At 38.8% G+C, this 26,581-nt stretch carries 23 protein-coding genes and 1 other annotated feature; of the genes, 18 read left to right on the top strand and 5 right to left on the bottom strand.

What is annotated here, in order from left to right:
* Positions 1-20: 20 nt before the first annotated feature.
* On the bottom strand, positions 21-2,888 hold the full coding sequence (locus tag HU823_RS16285; protein ID WP_197222692.1) for a transglycosylase domain-containing protein: 2,868 nt from the start codon (positions 2,886-2,888) through the stop codon (positions 21-23).
* A 124-nt stretch (positions 2,889-3,012) separates the two neighbouring features.
* Positions 3,013-3,234: a binding site (T-box leader), on the top strand.
* A 62-nt stretch (positions 3,235-3,296) separates the two neighbouring features.
* Between HU823_RS16285 and tyrS the strand changes: the two genes are divergently transcribed.
* From tyrS to HU823_RS22225, 3 genes are all read left to right on the top strand, one after another.
* Positions 3,297-4,556: a tyrosine--tRNA ligase gene (tyrS, locus tag HU823_RS16280; protein WP_197222691.1), complete on the top strand. Its 1,260-nt coding sequence runs from the start codon at positions 3,297-3,299 to the stop codon at positions 4,554-4,556.
* 63 nt (positions 4,557-4,619) lie between these two features.
* Positions 4,620-5,522 carry an aldo/keto reductase gene (locus HU823_RS16275; protein ID WP_197222690.1) on the top strand — a complete coding sequence of 301 codons (903 nt, stop codon included), beginning with the start codon at positions 4,620-4,622 and terminating at the stop codon, positions 5,520-5,522.
* Between the two features lie 148 nt (positions 5,523-5,670).
* The gene (locus tag HU823_RS22225; protein WP_197222689.1) at positions 5,671-6,600 is read left to right on the top strand and encodes a methyl-accepting chemotaxis protein; all 930 of its coding nucleotides are present in this window, start codon (positions 5,671-5,673) and stop codon (positions 6,598-6,600) included.
* Between the two features lie 55 nt (positions 6,601-6,655).
* Here the strand turns inward: HU823_RS22225 and rpsD are convergent, their stop codons facing one another.
* A complete protein-coding gene (rpsD, locus tag HU823_RS16265; RefSeq protein WP_137788639.1) occupies positions 6,656-7,258 on the bottom strand; it encodes a 30S ribosomal protein S4 in 603 nt (200 codons plus the stop codon).
* A 346-nt stretch (positions 7,259-7,604) separates the two neighbouring features.
* Between rpsD and megL the strand changes: the two genes are divergently transcribed.
* Positions 7,605-8,783, top strand: coding sequence for a methionine gamma-lyase (gene megL, locus HU823_RS16260; RefSeq protein WP_144698598.1), 1,179 nt, complete (start codon positions 7,605-7,607; stop codon positions 8,781-8,783).
* Between the two features lie 54 nt (positions 8,784-8,837).
* Here megL and HU823_RS16255 read toward each other — a convergent pair whose 3' ends face one another.
* A complete protein-coding gene (locus tag HU823_RS16255; protein WP_144698600.1) occupies positions 8,838-9,323 on the bottom strand; it encodes a GAF domain-containing protein in 486 nt (161 codons plus the stop codon).
* A 152-nt stretch (positions 9,324-9,475) separates the two neighbouring features.
* On the opposite strand from HU823_RS16255, the gene refZ reads away from it, so the two are divergent.
* Positions 9,476-10,162 carry a forespore capture DNA-binding protein RefZ gene (gene refZ / locus HU823_RS16250; RefSeq protein WP_231607508.1) on the top strand — a complete coding sequence of 229 codons (687 nt, stop codon included), beginning with the start codon at positions 9,476-9,478 and terminating at the stop codon, positions 10,160-10,162.
* Here refZ and hisJ read toward each other — a convergent pair.
* Entirely contained in the window at positions 10,127-10,960 is an 834-nt protein-coding gene (hisJ, locus tag HU823_RS16245; RefSeq protein ID WP_197222688.1) for a histidinol-phosphatase HisJ, read from the bottom strand. The genes refZ and hisJ overlap by 36 nt on opposite strands.
* Positions 10,961-11,180: 220 nt before the next feature.
* On the opposite strand from hisJ, the gene ezrA reads away from it, so the two are divergent.
* The 6 genes from ezrA to HU823_RS16215 all read left to right on the top strand — a co-directional run bounded on the left by ezrA (position 11,181) and on the right by HU823_RS16215 (position 19,590).
* Positions 11,181-12,872, top strand: a complete 1,692-nt coding sequence (ezrA, locus tag HU823_RS16240) for a septation ring formation regulator EzrA (protein WP_144698604.1) — start codon at positions 11,181-11,183, stop codon at positions 12,870-12,872.
* Between the two features lie 168 nt (positions 12,873-13,040).
* Entirely contained in the window at positions 13,041-14,183 is a 1,143-nt protein-coding gene (locus HU823_RS16235) for a cysteine desulfurase family protein (protein WP_197222687.1), read from the top strand.
* 5 nt (positions 14,184-14,188) lie between these two features.
* Positions 14,189-15,400 carry a tRNA uracil 4-sulfurtransferase ThiI gene (gene thiI / locus HU823_RS16230; RefSeq protein WP_144703318.1) on the top strand — a complete coding sequence of 404 codons (1,212 nt, stop codon included), beginning with the start codon at positions 14,189-14,191 and terminating at the stop codon, positions 15,398-15,400.
* 614 nt (positions 15,401-16,014) lie between these two features.
* Positions 16,015-16,200 (top strand): alpha/beta-type small acid-soluble spore protein, encoded by a 186-nt coding sequence (locus HU823_RS16225; RefSeq protein WP_066396835.1) that lies wholly within the window; start codon positions 16,015-16,017, stop codon positions 16,198-16,200.
* Positions 16,201-16,328: 128 nt separating this feature from the next.
* Entirely contained in the window at positions 16,329-17,903 is a 1,575-nt protein-coding gene (mbcS, locus tag HU823_RS16220) for an acyl-CoA synthetase MbcS (RefSeq protein ID WP_197222686.1), read from the top strand.
* Between the two features lie 94 nt (positions 17,904-17,997).
* A complete protein-coding gene (locus HU823_RS16215; RefSeq protein ID WP_197222685.1) occupies positions 17,998-19,590 on the top strand; it encodes an amidohydrolase in 1,593 nt (530 codons plus the stop codon).
* Between the two features lie 70 nt (positions 19,591-19,660).
* Here HU823_RS16215 and HU823_RS16210 read toward each other — a convergent pair whose 3' ends face one another.
* Positions 19,661-20,461, bottom strand: coding sequence for an NAD kinase (locus tag HU823_RS16210; RefSeq protein WP_144698610.1), 801 nt, complete (start codon positions 20,459-20,461; stop codon positions 19,661-19,663).
* Positions 20,462-20,594: 133 nt separating this feature from the next.
* Here HU823_RS16210 and HU823_RS16205 point away from each other — a divergent pair, with 133 nt between their 5' ends.
* The 7 genes from HU823_RS16205 to HU823_RS16175 all read left to right on the top strand — a co-directional run bounded on the left by HU823_RS16205 (position 20,595) and on the right by HU823_RS16175 (position 26,572).
* The gene (locus HU823_RS16205; protein ID WP_144698612.1) at positions 20,595-21,263 is read left to right on the top strand and encodes a DUF2953 domain-containing protein; all 669 of its coding nucleotides are present in this window, start codon (positions 20,595-20,597) and stop codon (positions 21,261-21,263) included.
* Between the two features lie 3 nt (positions 21,264-21,266).
* Entirely contained in the window at positions 21,267-21,719 is a 453-nt protein-coding gene (ytfJ, locus tag HU823_RS16200) for a GerW family sporulation protein (protein ID WP_197222684.1), read from the top strand.
* An 88-nt stretch (positions 21,720-21,807) separates the two neighbouring features.
* Positions 21,808-22,308 carry a thiol peroxidase gene (gene tpx / locus HU823_RS16195; protein WP_066400246.1) on the top strand — a complete coding sequence of 167 codons (501 nt, stop codon included), beginning with the start codon at positions 21,808-21,810 and terminating at the stop codon, positions 22,306-22,308.
* 160 nt (positions 22,309-22,468) lie between these two features.
* Positions 22,469-23,467 carry a class I SAM-dependent methyltransferase gene (locus HU823_RS16190; protein WP_144698614.1) on the top strand — a complete coding sequence of 333 codons (999 nt, stop codon included), beginning with the start codon at positions 22,469-22,471 and terminating at the stop codon, positions 23,465-23,467.
* 204 nt (positions 23,468-23,671) lie between these two features.
* The gene (locus HU823_RS16185) at positions 23,672-24,859 is read left to right on the top strand and encodes an acetate kinase (protein ID WP_197222683.1); all 1,188 of its coding nucleotides are present in this window, start codon (positions 23,672-23,674) and stop codon (positions 24,857-24,859) included.
* Positions 24,860-25,003: 144 nt separating this feature from the next.
* Positions 25,004-25,666 (top strand): GNAT family N-acetyltransferase, encoded by a 663-nt coding sequence (locus HU823_RS16180; protein WP_144698618.1) that lies wholly within the window; start codon positions 25,004-25,006, stop codon positions 25,664-25,666.
* Positions 25,667-25,741: 75 nt separating this feature from the next.
* Positions 25,742-26,572 carry an EcsC family protein gene (locus HU823_RS16175; RefSeq protein ID WP_144698620.1) on the top strand — a complete coding sequence of 277 codons (831 nt, stop codon included), beginning with the start codon at positions 25,742-25,744 and terminating at the stop codon, positions 26,570-26,572.
* Positions 26,573-26,581: the final 9 nt, after the last annotated feature.

The following is a 26,581-nucleotide window of genomic DNA, read 5'->3' as shown; positions in this document are numbered from 1 at the left end:
CGATGAAAAACCCTCGAATATCAATTCGAGGGTTTTTTCTTATTATTGTTTTGAGTTGTGGCTGGAGGCGGATCGCCTGTGCCAGGATCTGCAGGTTCAGTTGGTGGCGGCGGTGGATCTTGTGGCTCATCAGGCTTACCTCCGTCTCCATCTGTTGGTGGAGTAGGTGGTTCAGCTGGTGGTTTCTTTTCGCCGACTTGAACTTTTGTTTGTGCAGGAGATTCCTTACCTGCAATATCCACTGCTGTAACATAAACGACTCCAGCAGGTACTTTTGCAGAAGTCTTATCAGCAGTTACAGAGCCGATCTTCTTAAATGATGTACCATCCGAAGAGTGATAGATGCGGTAACCAATTACATCGTTCTCTCCATGTGATGCCCATGAGAGCACGCCATCTGACATTTTTGCGCCTGCAACAGCGGCAGGAACTTTGCCGTTCTCTTTTAACTCTTTTTCAGGAACAATGTTGTTCAATAGATTCGTTGTATTCGTTAATTTATTTAGTGCTTCTAATCCAAGTTCGCGCAGGAATTCTTCCTTAATTAAAACACCGTCTTTCGTGAACTCTTGTGGTGTAGATGGAAGTGCCTTATACTTCGCATCACCTACAAGCACATAACGACCTTTTGTGAGCGTGTCGTCCACTTCGTTAGGTGTGAACTTAGCATTAAACAGATCAGTCGTAACGAGTCCAGCACTTCGGCATAGATCAGAAGGCAGCTTACCAGATATACCACAGATCTCACGACGAACGATTCCTGAAGGCATTGCGAATTGCTTTTCAGGATCCACGAGTTGTGGTGAATTTTTATAAGCAGCATTTATGAGTTGTGCCCAGATCGTCTGATTTCTTTGTCCCGTGTTACCTGCTAGGTCAGCTGGGGTATCATAACCGATCCAAACACCAAACGTAACGTTAGGATTGGATGCTACAAACCAAGAGTCTTTATCAGCATTTGTAGTTCCTGTCTTACCAGCCCAATCCGATTGGAAAGCTAGTTTGCGAGGAACACCAGAAGCTGTTCCTGAAGACAGAACATCTCTCATCATGTCAATTAATAGATAAGATGTTTGTGCACTATAAACGGGTTTTGCTTCACTCTTATGTTGGTAGATGACTTCACCATCATTAGACTCTATACGTTCAATCATGTATGCATCAACAAAGTTTCCTCCGTTTGCAAATGTAGAGAATGCATTAACGTTCTCTTCGACAGTGATTCCCACATCCAAGGCACCTAACGCCATTGCATTTTGTGTGCGATCACCCTTTGTAAGGCTGGTTACACCCATCTGCATCAGCTTCTCGGTTGCTTTCATATGATCGACACGCTGATAAGATTTAATAGCTGGTATATTTCTCGATTTTTTTAATGAATGTCGAACCGAAACGAGACCATCAAAATCCATATCATAGTTATTTGGCTTCCATGTTCCTAATGCGATCGGCGTATCAGGAACGATTGATCCTGGTTGTACTTTACCTGTTTCTAAAGCGTAGGAATAAGCAAGCAATGGTTTCATTGTTGATCCGTTTTGACGAGGAGCTCTCATCGCATGGTTGGTTTGCTCGCGGTTAAAATCACGTCCGCCAACAAAGCTGATGATCTTTCCTGTCTTGTTTTCTATAAGTGTTGCACCGACTTCTTCAGGCTCTGGCTTATCGAGTTTGATTCTTTGTCCTCTACTGTTATACACGTATTGGTTAGCAGGGCCGAATAAATTATCATTTTTTACTACCTGTTGCATATCGTCGTATATTTTTTGATCTATGGTTGTGAAAATTTTAATTCCCTTTTGTCTAACTTGAGTACGTGCATTATCCTCATACTCTTTGAGTTCCTCAGGGCTTAAATCGCTTAGTTTCTTTCCATCTTTTTCAGCATTCAATTTTGTTAGTAATTCTACTGTACGTCTTTGAATTTCAACTGTTAAGTATGGATATCTTTCAAAGGAAGATTGCTTTTTGGTTGTAAGATTCTTCTTAATATCATATTTCATAGCTTCATCATATTCAGCTTGTGTAATGGAACCGGCAGATAACATGCGGCTAAGAACAGTTTGCATACGCTTTATTCCAGCAGTCATGTCTTCCTTTTGCTCTCCACCTTTATTAAAAGGGGTATAAACGAAAGGGTTCTTTGGAAGTCCAGATAGATAAGCGGATTGAGCTAGGTTTAGTTTGGATGCAGGTACTCCAAAAACACCTTCCGCAGCGGCTTGTATTCCAGCAACATTTCGACCGGAAGAATTTCTTCCGTAAGGTACGATGTTTAAGTAAGCTTCTAGAATCTCATCCTTCTTAAGTACTTTTTCAAGTCTCATCGCTAGTAAGATTTCTTTAGCTTTTCGATCAAAAGATACTTCATTCGTTAGAATTTGATTTTTGATGAGCTGTTGAGTGAGTGTACTACCTCCTGTAACAACAGATGCACCAGAAAACTCTTGGAACATGGCGCGGAAGATGGCTTTCGGCACAACACCTTCATGTTCATAAAAATATTGATCCTCTGTTGATATAACGGCTTTTAACACATAAGGAGAAACTTCTTTTAAACTGATCTCTTGTCTATCCAGATCAGATTGAAGCTTCCCTAGGTACGTTTTGTTAGCAAAATAAGCCGTACTCGTTTCTTCATAATTATAAATATCTTCTTTCATAGAAGTGTGTGCTCGTACAGGTTCGTCTTTTACGAGTGAAGCGAAGAAACCAGCTCCAACACCTGCTGCAAAAACACCTCCGAGGATAAGTAGTACAGTTACGATCAAGAACATGTTCCATGTGACGTTATATGTAATTCGTGCTGTTCGAATAATTCCTTTTTCCTTCAAAAAGTGGACAAATTTCTCCCAGTTTTGCTTTAATTCATCAAAACGAGACATCATTTGGTAATCCCTCCCCCTCGTGTATTATAACATAAGGTCGATTTATGATAGAACACCGTTTTTGGAGATGAAGATTGACATGAAATTCATCTGTGTGGTAAAAATAAATGAAGATTATTATATGTTGAAAGCGAAGATAGGAATGAGTAGCAGGTGTCTCCCTGTTTCAGAAAGCTGGTGGTTGATGCGAACCAGTGCAAAGGCATGCTGTGAATTACCTCCTGGAGCTGTCTCTGTGAACGTTAAGTAGCAGAGAACGGATAAAACCGTTACGAAATGAAGTGAAAAGCCATTATTTTGGCTTTTAATTAGGGTGGTACCGCGAGATTGTCATCACGTCCCTTTCCAACTGGAGAGGGACTTTTTTTATGTCATTAAACATCATTAAATTACGGAAGGAAGATAGAAATGAATATTCTACAAGATTTAGAATTTAGAGGTCTTCTTAATCAAGTAACAGATCAAGAGGGACTACAAAAAGAACTTGAAAAAGGAATCGTAAAGCTTTATTGCGGATTCGATCCAACTGCAGACAGTCTTCACATCGGAAACCTGTTACCGATCCTTACACTCAAACGATTCCAAGAAGCGGGACACCAGCCGTTTGCACTAGTTGGCGGTGGAACAGGTTTGATTGGGGACCCAAGTGGTAGACAAACGGAAAGAACATTGAACGAAGCAGAGATTGTTGTTCAATGGACAGACAAGATTAAAAATCAGCTATCTAGACTGCTTGATTTTGAAAGAGATACGAACCCTGCTAAAACGGTGAATAACTATGAGTGGTTAAGTCAACTTACGATGATTGAGTTTCTTCGTGATGTAGGAAAGAATTTCTCAGTTAACTACATGCTTGCCAAAGATTCCGTTGACTCTCGTTTAGAAGCTGGAATCTCGTTTACTGAGTTCTCATACATGATCTTACAGTCGTATGATTTTCTTAATCTTTTCCAAAAAGAAAATGTAAAACTTCAAATCGGCGGAAGTGACCAGTGGGGGAATATTACAGCTGGTATGGAATTGATCCGTCGCTCCGGTGAGGAAGAGAAAGCATTCGGACTAACGATTCCGCTAATCACCAAAGCAGATGGTACGAAGTTTGGTAAAACAGCATCAGGAACGATCTGGCTAGATGCAGAAAAAACGACTCCATACGAGTTCTACCAGTTCTGGGTGAACGCAGCAGATGCGGATGTAATCAACTGGCTTAAATACTTTACGTTCTTATCTAAAGAAGAAATTGAAGTTTTGGAAAAATCATTAGCGGAAGCACCAGAAAAACGCGAAGCACAAAAAGCATTAGGTCGAGAAGTAACAACGCTTGTTCACGGAGAAGCAGCTTACAAACAAGCGGTAAAGATTACAGAAGCACTTTTCAGTGGAAATCTCTCAGACTTAACGGCTGCTGAGATCGAACAAGGGTTCAAGGATGTTCCTTCCTTCAACGCAACTAATACGGAAGACTTAAACATTGTAGACCTTCTTGTTGATGCGAAGATTTCTCCATCTAAAAGACAGGCTAGAGAAGATGTAACGAATGGAGCTATATCAATCAATGGCGAAAAGGTTCAAGATACGGCCTATATGATTGGTGAGAACGACCGTATCGAGAACAAGTTTGTAATCATCCGACGCGGTAAGAAAAAGTATACGTTGATCAGGTATTAAAAAAGAGTAGGAACCCTGTTGAAACGGGGTTCCTCTCAAACTTTATTAAGGGGTGTGTTTATTTTGAAAAAAATTCAATTAGCAGAAGACCTTCAATTTTCACAGATTGTTCATGGTCATTGGCGTTTAACAGAATGGAATCTCTCACCTGAAGAGCTTCTTTCACTTATGGAACGGTGTATAGAAGCGGGAATTACAACGTTTGATCATGCTGATATTTATGGTAATTACATGTGTGAAGAGCTGTTTGGACAAGCACTTGCTCTCAAACCATCCTTGAGACAGGAAATTCAGATCGTGACGAAGTGTGGCATTAAACTCATTTCTGAAAATCGTCCTGAGCATACGATAAAATCCTATGATACGAGTAAAAAACATATTATCGCATCTGCAGAGAATTCATTGCAAAAAATGAATACAGATTATGTAGATGTTTTGTTGATTCATCGCCCAGATCCGTTTATGGACCCTGCTGAAACAGCAGAAGCATTTCACATCTTGAGAAAAGAAGGAAAAGTTAAGCATTTTGGAGTTTCTAATTTTACGCCTAAGCAAATGGAAATGCTGCAAAATGAGTACAATGGTCCACTTGTAACGAACCAGATCGAATTATCTGTTCTTCATGAACAACCGTTCTTTGACGGTACGATCAACCACCTTCAAAAAGAAAAAGTAAGACCGATGGCATGGTCTCCTCTTGCTGGTGGAAGATTGTTTAAAGGTGAAGGTGATAAAGCAGTACGCGTGAAAAAGGCATTAGAAAAAGTGGCTAGTGAAACAGAAGCCGCTTCCATTGATGAAGTCGCTTATGCGTGGCTGTTAAAGCATCCTTCACAGATTATGCCGATCGTAGGAAGCGGAAAAATGAATCGTATTGAATCAGCTGTAAATGCAGCAAACTTACCATTAACACGCGAGCAATGGTTCTATATTTTACAAGAAAGTATGGGGAAAGAAGTAGACTGATTCATACTTGAAAATCATCCATAAACAAGCAAAAATCCATGCAGCATGCTGTGTGGATTTTTTATTATATCCATAGAACATTTCATTAGTAATTAGTTCCTTAGTAGTATAATATTAGAAATAAATACTAGAAGATGGGGATGCAACAATGATTACATTAAGCAAAAACAGCTCTACAAAAAGCTCACAAGTATTGAATGAAAGTGCTGTACTAGCAGCGATCGATCGATCTGTAGCCATGATTGAATTTGACCCACATGGAAAAGTGCTATGGGCTAATAAAAATTTTGCCACAACGATGGAATACCATGTTGATGAGATGCGATCATTAATCCATAAACAATTTTGCACAGAAGATTTCTTGAGAAGTGGAGAATATGATCGGTTTTGGAAAAGCTTAAGAGATGGTAAAACTTTTCAAGAAAAGATTCAACGTGTTACAAAATCAAAACGGCTTATCTGGCTAGAAGCCACGTATACACCAATTCTAGACGAAAATCATAAAGTTACAGCTGTGGTGAAAATCGCTACAGATATTACGAATAGAGAAAATAATACGATCACGGTTGCATCTAACCTTCAACAAATGTCTCTAGAGTTGCTTACGCGCGCAGAAGAAGGATTAAAGAAAAGTAATGAGATCTCTATATCTACTGAAAAACTTGTATCTGAGTCTCAACAAAATTTATTGATTCTAGAATCTTTGAAAAAACAAGCTACTTCTATTGAGGATATCGTTAAGACGATACGTGAGATTGCAGCACAAACGAATTTGTTAGCTCTAAACGCAGCGATAGAAGCTGCAAGAGCTGGTGATCATGGAAGAGGATTTAATGTTGTAGCGGTTGAAGTTAGAAAGCTCGCTAATCGCGTGCAAGATTCTATTCAAGAAGTGAATGCACATATTTCAGGAATTACAGGTGAGATAAACAAGATCAATGACGTGACTCACCGATCACAAGAAGGAATAACGAATAACAAGAAATTGATTGAACAAGCGATGCAAGAGTTCTTAGGTATTGAAAATTCTGCTCGACAATTAGAGTCACAAGCAAGTAGGTTTAAAGAACTTTTATAGAATAAGAAAAACCCCTAATGCCTTTAACAAGGTGTTAGGGGTTTCTTTACTCAGATTAACGAGAGTAGAATTCAACGATAAGTTGTTCTGTGATCTCAGCAGGAAGTTCAGAACGCTCTGGTAAGCGAGTGAAAGTACCTTCCAATTTGTTTTCATCAAACGTTAAGAAGTCAGGTACGAAGTTGTTAACTTCAATTGCTTCTTTAATAGCAGATGAGTTGCGAGATTTTTCACGAACACCGATTACATCGCCAGCAGATAGACGGTAAGAAGCGATATCAACACGCTTGCCGTTTACTGTGATGTGACCGTGGTTTACTAATTGACGAGCTGCACGACGCGTACGAGCAAGACCAAGACGGTAAACTACGTTGTCTAGACGAGATTCTAAAAGAATCATGAAGTTTTCACCGTGGATACCAGTCATTTTACCAGCATCATCAAAAATGCGGCGGAATTGACGCTCGTTTACACCGTACATGTAACGAAGCTTTTGCTTCTCTTGTAATTGTAAACCGTATTCAGAGATTTTTTTACGTTGAGTTGGACCATGTTGTCCTGGTGCGTATGGACGCTTAGAAAGTTCTTTCCCAGTTCCGCTTAGAGAAATTCCAAGACGACGAGAAACTTTCCATGTTGAACCTGTATATCGAGCCATTATTGACTCCTCCTTCACGTGTTTGTTTGTGTTAAAACAACAACAGTGACTATGGCCTTTTCACGAGCATATTTTGTATGAAAAACATCTTCACTTCAGCAGCCTATGAAGCTACGCGATGTTCCCGGATTAATGAAAACCTGGGTACAAAATAAAAACTAATGATGGACACAGTGCCGCTTATTTTACACAAAGAATAGTATAAGCTTTTTTACTAATCGATGTCAACCTTACTGCCATATTCATAAAACATTTTTTAGGACAAATTGTAAAAGTAGTAAAATTCATATATGATATGAATAAGAAAGCGCTTACATTTTATATTGCCTTCAAAGGAGAAGTAAAAATGGATACAAAACGCTTTGAAACAGATGTGATTCATAAGGGGTATAACGCAGAACAGCATAATGGAAGTTTAGCTCCTCCTATTTTTCAAACTTCAACTTTTGTTTTTGATAGCGCGGAAACGGGTGCTGCACGATTTGCAGGAGAGCAGGAAGGTTATATCTATTCAAGACTTAGCAATCCGACGGTTGCAATGTTAGAAGAGCGGATTGCAGCGATGGAAAAAGGGGAAAAAGGTTTAGCGTTTGGTTCTGGTATGGCTGCAGTTTCAGCCATTCTGCTAGGGTTAACGAAAACCGGTGATCATATTCTCTGTTCAGAAGGAGTATATGGGTGTACCTTTGGTTTGCTACAACTTATGGAAGAAAAATATCATATTAAACATAATTTTCATCCGATGAACGATGAGGAATCGATACGTTCAGCGATCAACGATCATACTACGGTCATCTATATAGAATCTCCGATAAATCCTACCATGAAACTTGTTGATCTAAGTATGGTAGCAAGAATCGCAAAAGAATTTAATATTCCAGTTGTTGTTGATAATACATTTTCATCTCCTTACCTACAGCGTCCACTCGAATTAGGGTGCGATATTGTTTTGCACAGTGCCACGAAATATCTATGTGGTCATGGAGATGTAATCGGAGGTCTTGCGGTCGGTAGGCAAGAAATGATGAGTCACCTTGCAATGACTACTCAAAAGGATATCGGAGGGGTCATGTCTCCTTTTGATGCTTGGCTGCTTTTAAGAGGAATCAAGACACTGCCTGTACGAATGGACCGTCATTGTGAGAATGCAAAGAAACTTGCAGACTTGTTAAAGAAACATCCTGCCGTAAATCGAGTATTGTATCCGGGTGATCCGGACTTCCCTCAATATGAGCTTGCAAACACTCAAATGATGAACGCTGGGGGTCTTATCAGCTTTGAGATAAGAGGAGGTAAAGTGGTCGCCCAAAAGTTTATGAACCATTTAAGACTCATTAAAATCGCCGTTAGTCTTGGTGATGCTGAAACACTCATCCAACATCCTGCTACAATGACACATGCTGTCGTACCTGAGGAGAATCGACTTCAGATGGGCATCACTGATCAGCTTCTGCGCTTATCGGTTGGCTTAGAAGCATGGGAAGATATTTGGGATGACATAAAACAAAGTTTAGATTCACTATAAAAAAGAGTCCTGCGCTAATGACTGCGCAGGACTTCTTTATTTAGGTAACAGAATCTAGAGATAACGAAGTAAAACCTCACAGAACTTTTCTAAGTTCTCTTGATCCACCTCATCGAATCGTGCTTTTTCGGGACTATCAATATCCAGAACTCCTAGAAGTTTGCCGTCTTTCACTAACGGAACTACGATCTCTGATTGAGAAGCGGCATCACAAGCGATATGCCCAGGGAACTCATGAACATCTTTTACAACTAACGTTTCTTGATTTTGAGCGGACGTTCCGCAGACTCCTCTTCCAAGAGGAATTCTTACACAAGCTGGAAGCCCTTGAAAGGGTCCAAGAACTAATTGGTTCGTCTCTTCTTCAAGCGTATAAAAACCAACCCAGTTTACTCTGTCTAAAAATTGATTCAAAAGAGCAGATGCGTTTGCAAGGTTAGCAGTCGCGTTTGTCTCGCCTTCTAGTAGAGCAGAAAGTTGTTTCAACAGAAGAGAATAAGCTTCATTTCTGTCTGTGCTATATTGCTGAACGGAAAACATCAAGATTCCTCCAAACCTGATAAATTGTTTACTCTATCCTATCAAATAATGTTGAACTATACACCCATAAGCCCTTATTTGTCGAGCGATTATTAAAGGTTTATGTCTCTCGCCCAAGAATTTTATACAAGAGGGAAGGACGGTGGAAGAAAATGAAGACAGATCCGATGGAAACGAAACTGAAAATAGCAGAGGCAGCGATTGCTCTTTTTACAAGCCAAGGGTTTAAAGGAACGACCGTGAGACAGATAGCCAAAAAAGCTGGTGTGAACATCGCTTTAATTTCGTACCATTTTGGAGGAAAGAAAGGTCTTCTAGAAGAGTTGATCACCTCATTTTTTGAAGGGTATATCAGAAGGATTGAAATCATATATCATACATCGAGCTCTCCCACGGTTAAGGGAAGTTTTATTGAGATAGTAGAAGCATTGTTGATCTATCAACAGAGAAACCTTCCTCTTGCACGTTTTGTCTATCGTGAGATGACACTGGATTCAACGTTGGTCCGGGAACTCATGTCTACTTACTTAGTTAAGGAAAAGTACTTTTTGCAAACTCTGTTTGAAAAAGGGATGAAGAAAAAAGAATTCAGAAGGCAGCCAATCGACTTTTTGACCATTCAGTTCAAAGATATGATGATGCTTCCATTTTTACATCCTCTTTATTTAGCTGAGGTGTATCAGATTAGTGCTGAAACAGAAACGTTCATACAGCCTTATAAGAAGTGGATGATGAACTGGTTTGATAAATGTGTTTGTATACCAGAAAGAAAAAATCCCCTGCTGTCTGCTGTTCAAAAGCCTTTATTTGGCTCTATTCAGGAGAAGTGGGGAAGTTAATGTTGCTGTTGATACTAACTGATCCAATCCTTGACCGAGTCCCTTAGCACTGTGGGCATCAGACCCATAGACAAGAGGGATTTTTCTTTTTTGTGCTTCTTTTATGATCCAGTTAGAAGGATATGGTTCCAAACAATATGGCTTAATAGCACCTGCTCCGTTATAATCCAAATACATGTTACGTTCAGACATTGCTGTTAAAATCTCTTCTGCTTCTTTTTCATAACTAAAATCTGGGGGAAAAAGTTTCTGAAATTTAGTTGCTAATGTCATGTGTCCAATCCTTCTTGGCTGATGATCTCCAAATGAATGAGTGATCGATTTTTTTACGGTTTGAAAGTATAGTGAGTAGACTGCAGAAAGGCTGCCGGATTGCTCGATCAAATCTCTAAATACGTTCTCATCATAATCCATGCAGAAGTATTGGTCTTGAACCTTTAAGAAATGAACAGAGAGAATGGCATCATCGAGTTCAGGCCAAACCTCTTTCAGAAACGTATTCGTCTCCTCTTCATAGCCCTCAATAAAATCGACTTCTAAACCAGTAAATATCTCAATTTTATTTTTATAAAACTTCTTAACTTCTCTCAAAGTGTCGAAGTATTTTCCTAATTGTTCATGTTTCATACTGCTGTCCTTCGTGGGAGCAGCATCAATAAATGAATGAGGCAACGGGGCATGCTCTGTAAAAGTAATACCTTTCAAACCTAAAGAGATAGCTCTTTCGATATACATTTCAAAAGTGTCTGAAGACCCATGGGGACAAAAAGGCGTGTGGATATGTCCATCATAGTACATCTTTCTTACTCCTCCTTTCGACAAAATCTTCATTAAATTGGAAAAAAATTATCAGATTATGCAATTTTTTTGCGTCAAATGTTTGTTTACATGTTATCATAAAAGCATTAAACTGCAATTTTATAGAATAAAACTAAATTAGATCGGTAAAGCGATTTAAACATACGAATACATAATATAGACAATATAGAAATTTGAACAGATAGAAAGGGTGCCTCTGATGATATACATAGTCATTGCCATCGTTACATTCCTAGCATTGATCCTGTACGGTGCCATGTCACGCCGAAGAGTGTATAAAGAAATTGACCGACTTGAAGCATGGAAGATGCAAATTATGAATCGCCCATTAACAGAAGAAATCTCAAAAGTTAAGGGTATGGCGATGATTGGTGAAACGGAAGAGAAATTTGAAATGTGGCGTCAAGAATGGGATGAGATGGTAACGACTCAACTTCCTAATTTAGAAGAAGACTTATTCGATGCTGAGGAATATACAGACAAGTATCGTTTCAAAAAAGCTAAATCTATTTTAGCTGGTGTTAGTCAATCTTTAGAAAAGATCGATTTGAGAATTAAAGAGATTACTTCCGAAATCAATGAGTTAGTTACGAGTGAGGAGCTAAATCGGGAAGAGATTGTGGAAGCGAAAGAAAAGCTTCAAGAAACAAAAAAGTACTATTTAACTCATATCCGTGCACTTGGCCAGACTGCTCCAATCTTTGATAAGGAACTCGACGAGATAAAAGCTTTGATTGAAACGTTTGAATCATTAACTGTACAAGGAAGCCATCTAGAAGCTAGACAAAGACTTGTTGAGAGTTTGAACCGTATTTCTGATTGTAAAACGAAGATGCAGGGAGTTCCTGAACTTCTTGTGATCCTTCAATCTGATATTCCTAATTCATTAAAAGAGTTAAGTGTAGGTTTTACAGAGATGGAACAACAAGGTTATGTTCTTCATCATATTGGCATTGAAAAAGAGATCAGCTCTTTAAAAGATCTTAACGATCAAGCGCTGAACAAAGTACTTGAACTTGAGCTTGAAAGTGCTCAAAAAGATATGGATGAAACGGTACAGAAGATGGATCAGCTCTATGAAATGCTTGAGAACGAAGTACATTCTAAGCAATTTGTAATAAGTGAAAGAGAAGTCTTTTTCTCAAATATTCAAGATTTACATGATAGAATTGAGAATTTAAAGCAAGAGACCCAAATCGTTTCTTCTACTTACTTGATCGAACAAAATGAAGCAGAGATGCAAAAGAAGATTGAAAAATTGTTTCACAAACTACAAAGCCGGTTCTTGATCATCGAAGATTCAATTGACGAAAAAAGAGAATCATATTCTGTTATTCGCGAGATGATGGAAGAGATGCAAAAGCAGATGGAAGAACTGCAGCGTTCTCAGAAAGTTTATGAAGAAATGCTTCATAACTTAAGAAAAGATGAACTTGAAACGAAACAGAGCTTAAGAGGACTCCGTAAGAAACTTCTTGAAGCGAGAAGGATGGTACAAAAAAGCAACCTTCCTGGATTGCCGGAACATTACTTGATCACAATCGGGAAAGCGGAAGAATATATCATTGAAGTTTCTAAAAAGCTGGATGAGAAACCTCTAGAAATGTCAGATGTCTCTTATGTACTAAACAAAGCGCATGAAGCAGTAAATGAAGGCTACGAAGAAACGTCTAAGATGATCGAGAATGCTTTCTTAGCTGAAAAGCTCATACAGTACGGAAATAGGTTCAGAAGTTCTTATCAATCTGTATCCGTGCGACTGATTGAAGCAGAAATCGCTTTTCGAAATTATCAGTATGAAGATGCTCTTGAGATTGCAGCTTCTGCGATTGAAAGTGTTAGACCAGGAATCCTTAAAGAGATGGAAATTAATTTAAAGTCACATGTATAAAAACTGCAGGGATTCAATTCCTGCAGTTTTTTTGCTGTAAAATAAAGATTTTAATCGGTTAACAAAAAATAGGAGATAAGTCGAGATGTGCACGATAGCTAAATTATGGTATGATAATGAAATGTGTGTTTTAGAACGGTTTGGAATGGATAATTGGAGGATTCAACAATGATTTATTTGGATAATAGTGCAACAACAAAGCCATATAAGGAAGTTCTGGATACGTTCGTAACGGTGTCAGAAAAGTATTTTGCCAATCCATCTTCCCTTCATTCAAAAGGAGGAGAAGCTGAGAAATTACTTGGTCAGGCTAGAAAGTCAATTGCTCAGTTACTGGAGGTAGCACCATCTGAAGTGGTTTTTACCTCTGGTGGTACAGAAGGCAACAATATAGCGATCAAAGGGATTGCATTTCAACATCAAAATCGAGGTAAACACCTTATAACATCTTCTGTTGAGCATGCATCGAGTCATGAATCCTTTCAATATCTTGAATCACAAGGTTTCGAAATAACGTATCTTCCAGTGGATCATGACGGGTTGATTTCATTAGAAGACCTTGAACGTTCGATTCGACCGGATACGATACTTGTTTCACTTATTCATGTCAATAATGAAACGGGAACGATACAACCTATTCAAGAGATAGGTAAGATTTTGAAAGAACACCCGAAGATTTTTTTCCATGTCGACAATGTTCAAGGTGTCGGTAAGGTTGACCTTCCACTTAAAGAGTGTGGGATCGATCTGTGCACAATATCTGCACATAAAATTCACGGTCTAAAAGGAAATGGAATTCTTTTTGTGAAGAACGGTGTGAGTATCTCTTCTTTGTTCACTGGTGGTGAACAAGAATTAAAGAAAAGAGCTGGTACTGAAAACGTTGCAGGTATTGTAGCTATGGCAAAAGCGTTAAGGATGATTCTTCAAGAGAGTAAGGAAAAGAAAGAAAATTTATTAGAGATTAAGCAGTTCTTAATTGAAGAGTTATGTTCCATAGATGGAATAGACATGAATACTCCTATAAATTGCTCAGCTCCTCACATTATTAATTTTTCAGTGAAGGGCATTAAACCAGAAGTGCTGATTCATTCTCTTGATAAAAGAGATGTGTATGTATCTACTCGTTCTGCGTGTTCATCAAAACAAGGTGGAGCAAGCCGTATTTTACTTGAGATGGGGTTAGGAGAAAATCGTGCTTCAACGGCTATTCGGTTGAGTACTTCATACGGAAACACATTGAAAGAAGCAGAACGGTCTTTAAAGGTATTAAAAGAAGAACTAATAAATATTAAGAAGGTAATGAGGTAATGAAGATGATTTATGACCATTTAGTCGTGCGTTATGGTGAATTATCACTAAAAGGAAAAAACAGAAGGCATTTCGAATCACAGCTTTTTGAAACTGTAAAACGAAAAATGCGTCCATTTCAGAATCTGAACATGGCAAAACATTTTGACCGAATTGTTATTGAATTAAACGGACAATCTTACGAGCCTATCGTCAAATCACTACAAGATATTTTCGGCATCCACTCGATCAGTTTAGCTGTTAGAGCTGAAAACGATTTAGAAGCTATTCAGAAAGCAGCTTTAATCGCTCTTAATGAAGCGATTGAAGGAAAAAAGACGTTTAAAGTTACAGGTAAGCGCTCTTTAAAATCTTTCCCTGTCAATTCCATGCAGCTTAACCAAGAAGTTGGAGGATACCTTTTAAGAAACACAGAAGGCTTAACCGTTGATGTTCATAATCCAGATGTAAATGTCAAAGTGGAAGTTAAAGATACAGGAACTTACATTAGCTCAAAATCATTTGAGGGAGCTGGCGGTCTGCCGATCGGTGTTGGAGGTAAAGCGATGCTTATGCTTTCAGGTGGTATCGACAGTCCAGTAGCAGGATATTTGACGATGAAGCGTGGCGTTCGTATTGAAGGTGTTCATTTCCATAGTCCGCCTTTTACAAGTGAACGAGCAAAGCAAAAAGTGGTTGATCTAACGCAAGAGCTCACTCGCTATAGCGGAGGAAAGATCAAGCTTCATGTTGTACCTTTTACAAAAATCCAACAAACGATCAAAGATAAGATTCCATCTAGTTATAGCATGACGATCATGAGAAGAGTAATGCTGAGAATCACTGAGCGATTAGCGGAAAACAACCATGCGATGGCTATCGCAAACGGAGAGAACCTCGGCCAAGTTGCAAGTCAAACGATGCATAGCATGTATGCGATCAATGAAGTAACAAACATGCCTATACTTCGTCCTGTTATCACAATGGATAAGCTAGAGATCATGAATTTGTCGCATAAAATTGGAACATACGAAATTTCAATTCGTCCTTATGAAGATTGCTGTACGATTTTCTTGCCATCTGCACCAAAGACTAAGCCGAAGCGTGAGAAAGCGATTCGGTACGAGAAAAATATTGAAAACCTTGAAGAGTTGATTGAAGAAGCGGTTAATAACGTTGAGACGCTGATTCTTGAAGAAGGGAAATCAACGGACGAAAGCTTTGATGATTTGCTTTAGAGGTAATTTTTATAGCTTAATTTGTTAGCCCATGTAAGCAGTTGATTTCCGTTACAGATGCTCGCTTTCCGCGGGGCAGGCGGTGAGCCACATTCGTACGTTTTACGTATAAGTGTCTCACCTGACCGCTTGTCCCGCAGGAGTCTCGCATCTTCCACTTCAATCAACTTGTCAATGAAGAGAAAAGAAATGACCAGAAAGTAAAAGCATTAACACCTTAACCGTTAGCGGCGGTGATTCAGGCATGTTTTCAGTTTAAAATATTAACAAGAAAAGACCCAGGTGAAAAAGTCTGCACATTGTGTAGGCTTTTTTCCGTTTCAAGAGCTGTTGCTGTTACATTTTGATTGTCTCTTCTTGGCAAGTTGATTGGAGTGTAAGATTGCCGACTCCTATCGGACGAGCGGTCTGGTGGAGACTGCTAATCTAATGGTGCAATGCGGAAGGAGGCTCACCGTTCGGACAATGAAAAGCGAGCAAGTGTGAGTAGAAATCAACTGCTTTCAATAGCCTTCTTCTTAATTAATATTCGAAATGGCAACACACACAACAATTTCCAAGAATTGAATCGGCCATTTAGACACACATTATTAGTACAAAGGAGGTGAAACAACATGGCAAACCAAAACCAATTAGTAGTACCAGGTGCACAACAAGCTGTAGACCAAATGAAGTATGAAATCGCTTCTGAATTCGGTGTAAACCTTGGACCAGATTCAACTGCACGTGCTAACGGATCTGTAGGTGGAGAAATCACTAAGCGTCTAGTAGCTCAAGCTCTAGGTGGATACTCTAAATAAATAGTAATGGCTAACGGAGCGGGTTGTCCCCGCTCCTTTTATTTTTGTACATATATGACTAAATTTTAAAAATTTTCTAAAATATATTATAATGGTAAAGAACAACATGAATTGAAAGGGTGAAGAAAATGAACTTGATTGCTCCAAACATTTATAATTTAACAGAAGAAATGGAAAAGTATGCTTTAAACCCTGAAAAAAAAGCTTTAATCTGGATGGATGAACAAGGCGTTACCGAGGAGATTACATATAAGAAGCTCCTAGACAGAGCGAATCAAATTGCAAATTCTTTAGAAGAACTAGGTCTGGCTAAAGGTGATAGAGTTCTGATCATCATGCCGCGACTGATCGAAACGTATGCAGTGTATATCGCTTGTTTAAAAGCTGGAATTTCTGTTATTCCTTGCTCAGAAATGTTAAGAGCTAAGGACCTGAGCTACCGTGTCCAACATAGTGAAGCAAAAGCGATCATTGCAGATTACCGATTTACTGAGCAAGTTAATGAGATCCAAGATCACTTCCCTACTCTTACATATAAAATTAGTGCGAACGGAGAGACAGAAAATTGGTTAAGCTTACAAGCCATTACGAATAATGTAAGCGTTTCCTACAAGGCTCCTGAAACAGCAAAAGATGATATGGCTTTTTTATCTTACACATCAGGTACAACAGGCCAGCCTAAAGGTGTTGTGCATACACACGGATGGGCATATGCTCATATTCGTACTGCTGCTAAGAGCTGGCTAAACATTTCACAAGATGACAAAGTTTGGGCAACTGCTGGACCAGGTTGGCAAAAGTGGATCTGGAGTCCATTCTTATCCACATTAGGCACAGGTTCTACCGGATTTGTCTACCAAGGAAAGTTCGATCCAAAAAAATATTTAACGCTTTTGCAAGACCAGCAGATCTCTGTTTTATGTTGTACACCAACAGAGTATCGTTTAATGGCAAAAGTAGATAATTTGGATCAATATAAGTTACCACAATTAAGGAGCGCTGTATCGGCTGGGGAACCGTTAAACCGAGAAGTAATCGATACGTTCGAAAAGTATTTCCACATTAAAGTGCGTGACGGATATGGACAAACAGAGAATACATTATTAGTCGGAACGATGGAAGGTATGGAGATCAAGCCAGGTTCAATGGGGAAGCCAACCCCTGGAAACGATGTTGACGTTATTGATGAGAACGGAAAACCAGTTACTGCTGGAGAAGTTGGTGATATTGCCGTTCATAAGAATTGTCCAGCTCTGTTTAAAGAATATTATAAAGACCGAGATCGGACGATGATGGCTTTTCGTGGTGACTATTATGTTACGGGTGATAAAGCAAAGAAAGATGCTGAAGGTTATTTTTGGTTTGAAGGCAGAGGTGACGATATCATCATCTCCTCAGGGTATACGATCGGACCTTTTGAAGTTGAGGATGCACTTGTAAAGCACCCTGCTGTTAAAGAATGTGCTGTAGTAGCAAGCCCAGATGAAATACGTGGTCATATTGTTAAAGCGTTTGTTGTTTTACGAGATCATACAGCAAGTAACGATGCCCTAACAAAAGAGCTTCAAGAACACGTAAAAGAACTTACCGCTCCTTATAAATACCCAAGATCGATTGAATATGTGGATGATCTTCCAAAGACAACTTCAGGGAAAATCAGGCGTATCGAGCTGCGTCAGTTAGAAGCATCTAAAACAAGGTGATTTTTTAAAGAAAAGCAGATACTTTATCTGCTTTTTAGTTTGGTGTTTACGTTATACTACTGTAAAAAGATGATTGGTAAAGGTGGTAAATAAATTGGGGACGCTCTTTTTTAATGGGAAAATCTATACGATGGTAAATGAAAGAGAGAATATTGAAGCCGTTTACGTAGAGAACGGCCAAATTATTAAAACAGGCACGGCAGAAACCTTATTAAAAACATTTAATGAACGTATCACGAAAAAAGTTGATCTAAAAGGGTATGTTATGTATCCAGGTTTTGTAGATAGTCATCTGCACTTGATCGGTCATGGTGAAAAATTGATAAAGCTTGATCTTTCAGAAATGACTTCCGCTGAGGAGATGGAATTTGCTCTGCGAGAAAAAGCAGCTACACTTACATCCGATGAATGGTTGATCGGAGAAGGTTGGAACGAGAACAATTTTATCGACCGTAAGATTTTTCATAGGCATGAACTTGATGATATTTCAGGAGGACGCCCTGTTCTTTTATCCAGAGTGTGTCGGCATGCATTTTTAGCAAACACGAAAGCATTAGCATTGGCAGGTATAACTAAGGATACGATAGATCCTCCAGGTGGAATTATCGTAAGAGATAATGATGGAGAAGCAACAGGGCTGTTACATGATAGTGCTGCAGAACTTGTAAAGAAAGTTGTGCCAGAAGCTTCCCAGAACTATTTGAATACTGCCTTAAAGACCTCTATCAAACATTTGCTTTCATTAGGTTTAACAGGAGGTCATTCTGAAGACCTAAGCTATTATGGGTATGTAGAAAGACCGTTAAGTGCTTACCGATCTGTCATTGAAGGAGAAGAAATTAAGTTTCGAGCTCATCTATTGGTGCATCATGAAGCATTTGAAGACTTCAAGAATGTTAAAAAGGAATATGAGCTGCCTTTTGTAGAGTATGGAGCATTGAAAATATTTGCAGATGGAGCTTTTGGAGGCAGGACCGCTTGGCTATCTCAGCCTTATAACGATGCACCGGAAACCTCAGGTGTATCGATCCATGCAGATTTTGATCTTGCTAAACTTGTTCAAAAAGCTAGAGAGTATCATATGAATGTTGCTGTACATACGATTGGTGATATGGCATTGAAACAAACGATTGAAGCGATAAAAAATAACCCTGCAAAGGAAGGCAGAGATCGCCTAATTCATGTTGGACTTGTAGATGATGAATTAATTGCTGATATGAAACAACTACCTGTCATTTTAGATATACAACCAGGATTTGTAGCATCAGACTTTCCTTGGTTAATCGAACGACTTGGAACGGAACGGATTCCAAATGCTTTCCCTTTTAGACGTCTGATAGATGAACAACTAATTTGTGCGGGTGGCTCTGATGCTCCTATTGAACCGGTGGATCCGCTTCTTGGAATATTTGCAGCTGTTACCCGAAGAAAACCGGGGGAGAGTCATGAAGGATATGTTCCAGAACAAAAATTAACAATGTTTGAAGCGATAGCATTATATACTGTCGGAAGTGCTTCGGCCATCATGCAAGAGGATGTTAAAGGGGTCATTAAAGAAGGATATTTCGCTGACTTTACTGTCTTAGATCAAGATCTATTTGAAGTTTCAGAAGATGAGATATTAAAATCTAAGGTTGTACTTACAATTGTAGACGGTGATATTGTCTATGAGAACAAGGGTGAGTAGAACGCGGAATCATGAACAGAAGAAAAACAGCTTGCAGAAAATGCAAGCTGTTTTATTTGGTGTTTATCTTCTACAAGAAGCTTCTTTTTACTTTATGCCAAAATGAATTGTCTTTTAATTTTACAGTCTTGATTCTTTTATTTGTGAGCTCAAAATTCAAGGTTTCACAATGTTTAATACTCATCGCCTCATTGTCCATACCGATAATCGGATAATGGCTGTTATCATGCTTGATCTTTAATGTCATCTTACGGTTATCACTTAGGATAAACGACGATCCTAAAGTGCGATAGTGATTGTTATTTAATGAAGCGAGCTCACTGATTTGATAGCAAGCTAGCATCGGGTCAACGACCGCTCCGTTAACTGACTTATTGTAAGCAGTACTTCCTGTAGGAGTCGAGATGATCATTCCGTCTCCACGGAAGGTTTCAAAATATAAATCATCAATGAAGACATCGATCTCAAGAGTTCGAATAATAGAAGAGCGTAGGGAACATTCGTTTAAGCAAAAAAATGACCCTTGTCCATCAATATTTACCGACAGAGCAGGATATTTTCTAACTTCAACTTGTTCGTTTTTCATCGCTTCAATCATACCTGCTTGATCATCAATATGAAAATCGCAATAAAATTCATTCTCAAGTGTACTGACGCCCACATACAGACAATCATCTCTAAAGCCAGTTTTACGGACCGCTTGTAAGAAGGTGCCATCACCACCAATACTAGCTATGATGTTTGCTTCTTTCTCATCTTCAACTAGTTCAAAGCCCTCTGTTTTGGCCAATGAAAGTAATGAGTTGATCTTTTCTAAAGTACGTTCTTCCTTTTTATAAAAAAAGAATATTTTATTACGAACAGCCATCATACCTTCCTCCCTTTCATTTCTCTGCTTTCCTATTTTGTTCTTTAATTCCTGATTCTATTGTAACAGACATCATAACGTTTAGATTGAATGACCTCTGTCCATAATGAAAAGATAACAGAAGGGGAGAGCATGTATGGTTTGGGTGACAATCATAATTGGTATCTTACTGCTTTTATTAATCGTGATAAGTTTTTCAACGATTCATATCTCTATTTATTTCGTACATCGAAATGATAATAGTAACATTCAAGTGAATTTTAAGATGTATCGTTTTTTTAAATATAAATTAAATGTGCCACTGATCATGGTTGATGCTCAAGATCATTCTGTAAAGATCAGAGAAGAAAAACAATCAACTCTTGGAAAGAAGAAGGAAAAGAAGAAGATTTCGTTCTCACAAATAAAAAAACAGATTCACTCATTTAAACAGATGCTAAAGCACATCAACCATTTTTACCAGATACTCGCAGCATTTTTGAAGAAAATGAGAGTGAAAAAAGTAGAATGGCATAGTGCGATCGGACTTGGTGAAGCATCTTCCTCAGCTATAGCAGCTGGTACTGTTTGGGGTTTCAAAGGGGTAGCGATACAGGTGCTGAATGCATTTTTTAAACTTGAAGAATCTCCGAATATATCCGTTGTTCCTGTTTTTCAGGGTATGCATAGTGAAACGCGGTTTTCTTGTATGATTTCATTTAAAATCGGGCATGCTATTGTCGTTATGTTAAAAATCTTAAAGTCCTGGCGAATAGTAAGTCGTTCGACCAAGGTGAATTCTGAATATATGACTGGAGGCATGTAGAAAATGAGTGAACATCCAATCCAGGGTTTAATGAAAACCGCGATGGAAAACTTAAAAGAAATGATCGATGTAAATACGATTATTGGTGATCCTGTAGAGACACCGGACGGCAGTGTTATTCTAACGGTATCAAAAGTAGGATTTGGATTTGCAGCAGGTGGAAGTGAATTCGGTGGACAGGAAGAATCCCGTAATTCATCAACACAGCAAGGATCTTCTAGTCAGTCAAAAGAGATGCCTTTTGGTGGAGGAAGCGGAGGAGGAGTTTCGATTACTCCGATTGCATTCCTAGTTGTAAGTAATACTGGGATCAAGACGATCCACTTAGATAACAGCACACACCTTTATGAAAGAATCTTAGATCTAGCACCTGGTGTGATTGATAAGCTGCAGCATCTCATGAACAAGAACAAACATGATCATGGCCCTTCAAGCACACAAATACATGAGTTTTAAAAAAGCTAACATCTCGTTAGCTTTTTTTTCTGGGTTGCTTTAAGATGAAAGGGAAAGTACATAATTTATATCTTAAAGGAGGAGTATGATCATGGCTGTAACATTTAAAGAAAAACCAGTCACATTACTAGGAAATGAAGTAAAAGTAGGGGACCAAGCTCCAGATTTTAAAGTGTTGGCAAACGACATGTCTGAAGTTAGTCTTGCAGATTCAAAAGGAAGTGTACGTTTGATCGCTGCTGTCCCTTCAGTTGATACAGGCGTATGTGATGCTGAAGTGCGTCGTTTTAATGAAGAGGCGTCTAAGCTTGATAACGTCAAAGTCTTAACGGTTTCAGTGGACTTGCCTTTTGCACAAAAAAGATGGTGTGCAGCAGCAGGGATTGAGAATGTTCAAACGCTATCTGATCACCGTGATCTTTCATTCGGTAAAGCCTATGGTGTTGCGATCGAGGAACTTCGTCTTCTAGCGCGCTCTGTATTTGTTATTGATAGCTCAGATAAAGTTACGTATGTAGAATACGTAGATGAAGTTACGAGCCACCCAAATTACGAAGCAGCGATCGAAGCAGCTAAAGCAGCAAAATAGACATTCAGACATCTCCGGTAAAGCTTCAAAATACCGGAGATTTTTTTGTTTTAAATATTGCTCACAACCTCCATTTTAGTAACGGTAGAAGTTAATGATTGTATATACAGTACGTAGTTTGCTAAAATGTTTCCTGTGAAAACTTAGGAGGAAGCTATATATGAGTTCTTTTAAAGATGTAGAAAAGCTATTTGTTGTTCTCGACAACACAGCAACGGCAATTAAGGATAAACTTGAACTGCCTTATTTAGACGCTCTTGTAGAATCAGGAGAAAATCTGTTCTTTCAGGAGATACCAAAAGAATACCCGAAGGAATTATCAACTGTATTAACAGATGAATACAAAAAAGTAAACGTTATAGAATTTGGTAAAGAAGAAACGCGTAAAGCATTTCAGTTGGCTGTACTAAAAGGTATGAAAGAAGCTGTTCAGCCCCATCATGCGATGACACCAGATGCGGTTGCACTTTTTGCAGGATACCTCGTACAAAAATTCATGAAAAAATCCGAAAACCTTACATTGTTAGATCCTGTAGTCGGTTCAGGAAACTTGCTAACAGCTGTTATGAATCAGTTGAAGGACAAAGAGTGTGTTTCATTTGGAGTAGAAGTGGACGAAACTCTTTTACGTTTAGCGTGGGTTAATGCAAATATCCAAAAACATAAACTAGAGCTTTTTCACCAAGATGTGATCAAACCACTCTATGCAGATCCAGTTGATGTGGTTGTAGCCGATCTTCCTGTAGGATATTATCCAGATGATGAAGCAGCTAAAGCCTTCAAAGTTTATGAAAAAGAAGGACATACTTATGCTCATCACTTAATCATTGAGCAGGCCGTTCATCATTTGAAAGAAACAGGTATTGGGATATTTATCGTGCCGAACAACCTCTTTGAAAGTGAACAAGCAGACTTGTTCAAGAATTGGATGAAGGAATCAGTAACCGTCCTAGGTCTTCTTCAACTTCCTGAATCATTGTTTAAGTCATCCGTTCATGCAAAGAGTATCCTCATTCTACAAAAGAATGGAGAAGGTGCAATAAAGCCTAAACAAGCGATGCTAGCTCAGCTTCCATCTTTCTCTAACAAAAATGGGTTAGGAAATGTAATGGAACAGATTAATGAGTGGTTTAAAACAGAGTGGGAACGTGAAAAATAACAGCGTGGGTCTATCCTATGCTGTTTTTTTTATGCAATTGCAAACGGATTCAAGTCTGAATTGCATGAATATAAGATGTAAGCGTTTTACAACCTTGATATTAATAAAGGTCAATGTTTAAATAAGGAAGGATTAAGTTTCAAGTGAGATGGAAGTAGGAGTTCACATCCTGCTATTTCATTGAATATGAAGGAGATGGCTATTTTGGCTAAAATTATTGCAATTAACGCCGGAAGCTCGTCCTTAAAATTTCAGTTGCTTCAAATGCCTGAAGAAGAAGTACTGACTAAAGGACTTGTAGAACGTATCGGATTAAATGATTCAGTTTTCACGATCGAAGTGGATGGTGAAAAAGTAAAAGAAATTAAAGATATCCAAGATCACTCAGAAGCAGTATCTATGCTTTTAGATAAATTAGTAAAACATAATATTATTTCTTCTCTTGAAGAAATCGAAGGTATCGGTCATCGAGTTGTGCATGGTGGAGAGAAGTTTAACGACTCTGTTCTAATCACAGATGAGATTTTACATGAAATCGAAGAGATTTCCTACCTTGCTCCACTGCACAACCCAGCCAACGTTGTTGGAATCAAAGCCTTCAAAAACGTACTGCCTAACGTACCTGCAGTTGCTGTTTTTGATACGGCTTTCCATCAATCTATGCCTGAAAAATCATTCTTATACAGCCTTCCATATGAGTACTATGAAGACTACGGTATTCGTAAATACGGTTTCCATGGAACGAGTCATAAGTATGTTTCAGAGAGAGCTGCTGAACTTCTTGGACGTCCGGTTGAACAACTTCGTCTTTTATCATGCCACTTAGGTAACGGTGCAAGTATTGCAGCGATCGAAGGTGGAAAATCGATTGATACATCTATGGGCTTTACACCTCTAGCAGGTGTTACAATGGGAACTCGTTCTGGTAACATTGACCCTTCATTGATTCCTTACATCATGCAAAAAACAGGTCAAAGTGCTGAAGAAGTAATCAATGTCTTAAATAATAAGAGTGGAATGCTTGGTGTTTCTGGCTTCTCTTCTGACCTTCGCGATATTGAAAGTGAAGCAGAAAAAGGGAACGAGCGTGCTGAACTAGCTTTAGAAGTTTTTGCTAGCCGTATCCATAAATATATTGGATCTTATGCAGCGAGAATGGCTGGTATTGATGCGATCATCTTTACTGCTGGTATCGGTGAGAACAGTACAGCTGTACGTGAACGCGTACTTCGTGGTTTAGAGTTCATGGGTGTATATTGGGATCCTGCTCTTAACCAAGTTCGTGGTAAAGAGGCGTTCATCAGTTACCCTCACTCTCCTGTAAAAGTTATCGTCATTCCTACAAATGAAGAAGTTATGATCGCGCGTGATATAATGCGCTATGCGATGTAGTTATAGAGACAGTCTTTTCCTTTTGGAAAGGCTGTTTTTTTGTGTTTAGAAATGCAATATAAAGGAGGAATATGGAGTTGTTTAGCGTAAACCATCTAATGAGCTTAAAAATAGTGTTCACCTTTTACAAAAGGGAGGCAAAAAATGTATATAAAGAAACAATTTCTATACATGAACAATCAAAATATTAGAGCTGTCGTTCGGAATTATGAACAAAAAGATTTTGCTGAACTCCTTAACATTCAAAAAGAAAGTTTTCCTTCTCCATTTCCCCCAGAATTATTATGGAACGAAGAACAGTTACATAACCATATCTCGCTCTTTCCGGATGGAGCTCTATGTGTAGAGATCAATGGAGTCCTTGCTGGATCGGTAACAAGTTTACTCGTGGATTATGACTTGGAACATCCGCAACATACGTGGGAAGAGATAACGGGGAACGGTTATATCACCAATCATGATCAAAGTGGAAATACACTGTATGTTGTAGATATTTGCATAAGACCATCACACCGTAAATTAAATTTAGGCAAGCTTCTTATGCAGTCTTTGTATGAAACAGTCGTTCACCTTAAATTACAGAGATTATTAGGTGGAGGAAGGATGCCGGGTTATTCAAAGCATTCACATGTTCTTTCTCCTCAAGATTATGCTGACAAAGTGATTAGTGGCGAGTTATATGATCCGGTTATATCGTTTCTTTTGCGATGTGGAAGAAATCCGCTGATGCTTATCCCGAATTATATAGAGGACGAAGAATCATCTAACTATGCATTGCTCATGGAATGGAAAAATCCCTTTCTATAAGATTGCTCATTCGGTGTTTTTTACTTTAAGAGCGATTTATACTACACTATTTAAAAGGTTTTAAGGAGGATGCTTATGGCATTAACAGCGCGTGAGGAACAGATCTGGCAAGAGATCAAAGCTTGGGAAGAAGATTTTTTTACATATGAACCTACAGATTTTGGCCGAACTTATGAAAAATGGGCTACAAGGCAGATGGACCTCCTTCCAGAAGAGGTGCAAGAGACAGTCGGTGAATATGTGGATTCTGCATTGTTTCATATTCATGCTCTTATACAAAATTCCCAATTCCAATTGGATACTAAACAACGGTTATTGTCTGAAGCAAGAGTCTTTAGAGACGATATCTATGAAATTGAAGATCTGAAAAAGTGTTCGATCGATCAGTTATCTTATATGGCAGACCAGCAAATCGCAAGAAACAGGCTCTTGTCCTTTTCACAAGGAGGGCTCGCAGGCACAGGAGGACTTCTCTTTTTAGGAACAGACCTGCCTGCAATGGTTGCTCTTGGAATACGTTCCGTGCAATCTATCGCGATGCACTATGGCTATGATATCCAAAGGCCTGCAGAAATGATGCGTTCTTTAAAAGTTTATCATGCAGCGACGATGCCGAAGCGTTTTCAACAGGAAAAATGGGACGAGCTGATGGTTGAGATCAGGGAGGAAGAAGATCCAATTTTTTATGCGGGAAAAGATGTGATCGCAGATGTGTCCTGGATGTCACATCCGATACAACAAGCTATGAAGATGATGGCGATTCTTCTTCTTCGGAAGAAGCTAACACAAGGGTTGCCGATTTTCGGAATGGCACTCGGTGCATTCATGAACTATCAACAGTCTAGAAAAATCACAGAAATTGCACACAAGTTTTATCAAAAAAGATATCTCTTTGAAAAATATTAAGAAACAGGT

This window comes from Fictibacillus sp. 18YEL24 (genome assembly GCF_015903855.1).
GTDB classification, from domain to species: Bacteria; Bacillota; Bacilli; order Bacillales; family Fictibacillaceae; genus Fictibacillus; species Fictibacillus phosphorivorans_C.
Note: the sequence above shows the minus strand (reverse complement) of the source record. Positions and strands in the feature narration are given on the sequence as shown.

Bases quoted from the DNA above. Each gene is read 5' to 3' on its own strand.
- HU823_RS16180 (WP_144698618.1), top strand. From the start codon at position 25,004: ATGTATATAAAGAAACAATTTCTATACATGAACAATCAAAATATTAGA.
- rpsD (WP_137788639.1), bottom strand. From the start codon at position 7,258: ATGGCTCGATATACAGGTTCAACATGGAAAGTTTCTCGTCGTCTTGGA.
- HU823_RS16255 (WP_144698600.1), bottom strand. From the start codon at position 9,323: ATGTTTTCCGTTCAGCAATATAGCACAGACAGAAATGAAGCTTATTCT.
- ezrA (WP_144698604.1), top strand. From the start codon at position 11,181: ATGATATACATAGTCATTGCCATCGTTACATTCCTAGCATTGATCCTG.
- tyrS (WP_197222691.1), top strand. From the start codon at position 3,297: ATGAATATTCTACAAGATTTAGAATTTAGAGGTCTTCTTAATCAAGTA.
- refZ (WP_231607508.1), top strand. From the start codon at position 9,476: ATGAAGACAGATCCGATGGAAACGAAACTGAAAATAGCAGAGGCAGCG.
- hisJ (WP_197222688.1), bottom strand. From the start codon at position 10,960: ATGTACTATGATGGACATATCCACACGCCTTTTTGTCCCCATGGGTCT.
- HU823_RS22225 (WP_197222689.1), top strand. From the start codon at position 5,671: ATGATTACATTAAGCAAAAACAGCTCTACAAAAAGCTCACAAGTATTG.
- ytfJ (WP_197222684.1), top strand. From the start codon at position 21,267: ATGAGTGAACATCCAATCCAGGGTTTAATGAAAACCGCGATGGAAAAC.
- thiI (WP_144703318.1), top strand. From the start codon at position 14,189: ATGATTTATGACCATTTAGTCGTGCGTTATGGTGAATTATCACTAAAA.
- HU823_RS16235 (WP_197222687.1), top strand. From the start codon at position 13,041: ATGATTTATTTGGATAATAGTGCAACAACAAAGCCATATAAGGAAGTT.
- HU823_RS16210 (WP_144698610.1), bottom strand. From the start codon at position 20,461: ATGATGGCTGTTCGTAATAAAATATTCTTTTTTTATAAAAAGGAAGAA.
- HU823_RS16225 (WP_066396835.1), top strand. From the start codon at position 16,015: ATGGCAAACCAAAACCAATTAGTAGTACCAGGTGCACAACAAGCTGTA.
- HU823_RS16175 (WP_144698620.1), top strand. From the start codon at position 25,742: ATGGCATTAACAGCGCGTGAGGAACAGATCTGGCAAGAGATCAAAGCT.
- HU823_RS16205 (WP_144698612.1), top strand. From the start codon at position 20,595: ATGGTTTGGGTGACAATCATAATTGGTATCTTACTGCTTTTATTAATC.
- mbcS (WP_197222686.1), top strand. From the start codon at position 16,329: ATGAACTTGATTGCTCCAAACATTTATAATTTAACAGAAGAAATGGAA.
- HU823_RS16285 (WP_197222692.1), bottom strand. From the start codon at position 2,888: ATGATGTCTCGTTTTGATGAATTAAAGCAAAACTGGGAGAAATTTGTC.
- megL (WP_144698598.1), top strand. From the start codon at position 7,605: ATGGATACAAAACGCTTTGAAACAGATGTGATTCATAAGGGGTATAAC.
- HU823_RS16190 (WP_144698614.1), top strand. From the start codon at position 22,469: ATGAGTTCTTTTAAAGATGTAGAAAAGCTATTTGTTGTTCTCGACAAC.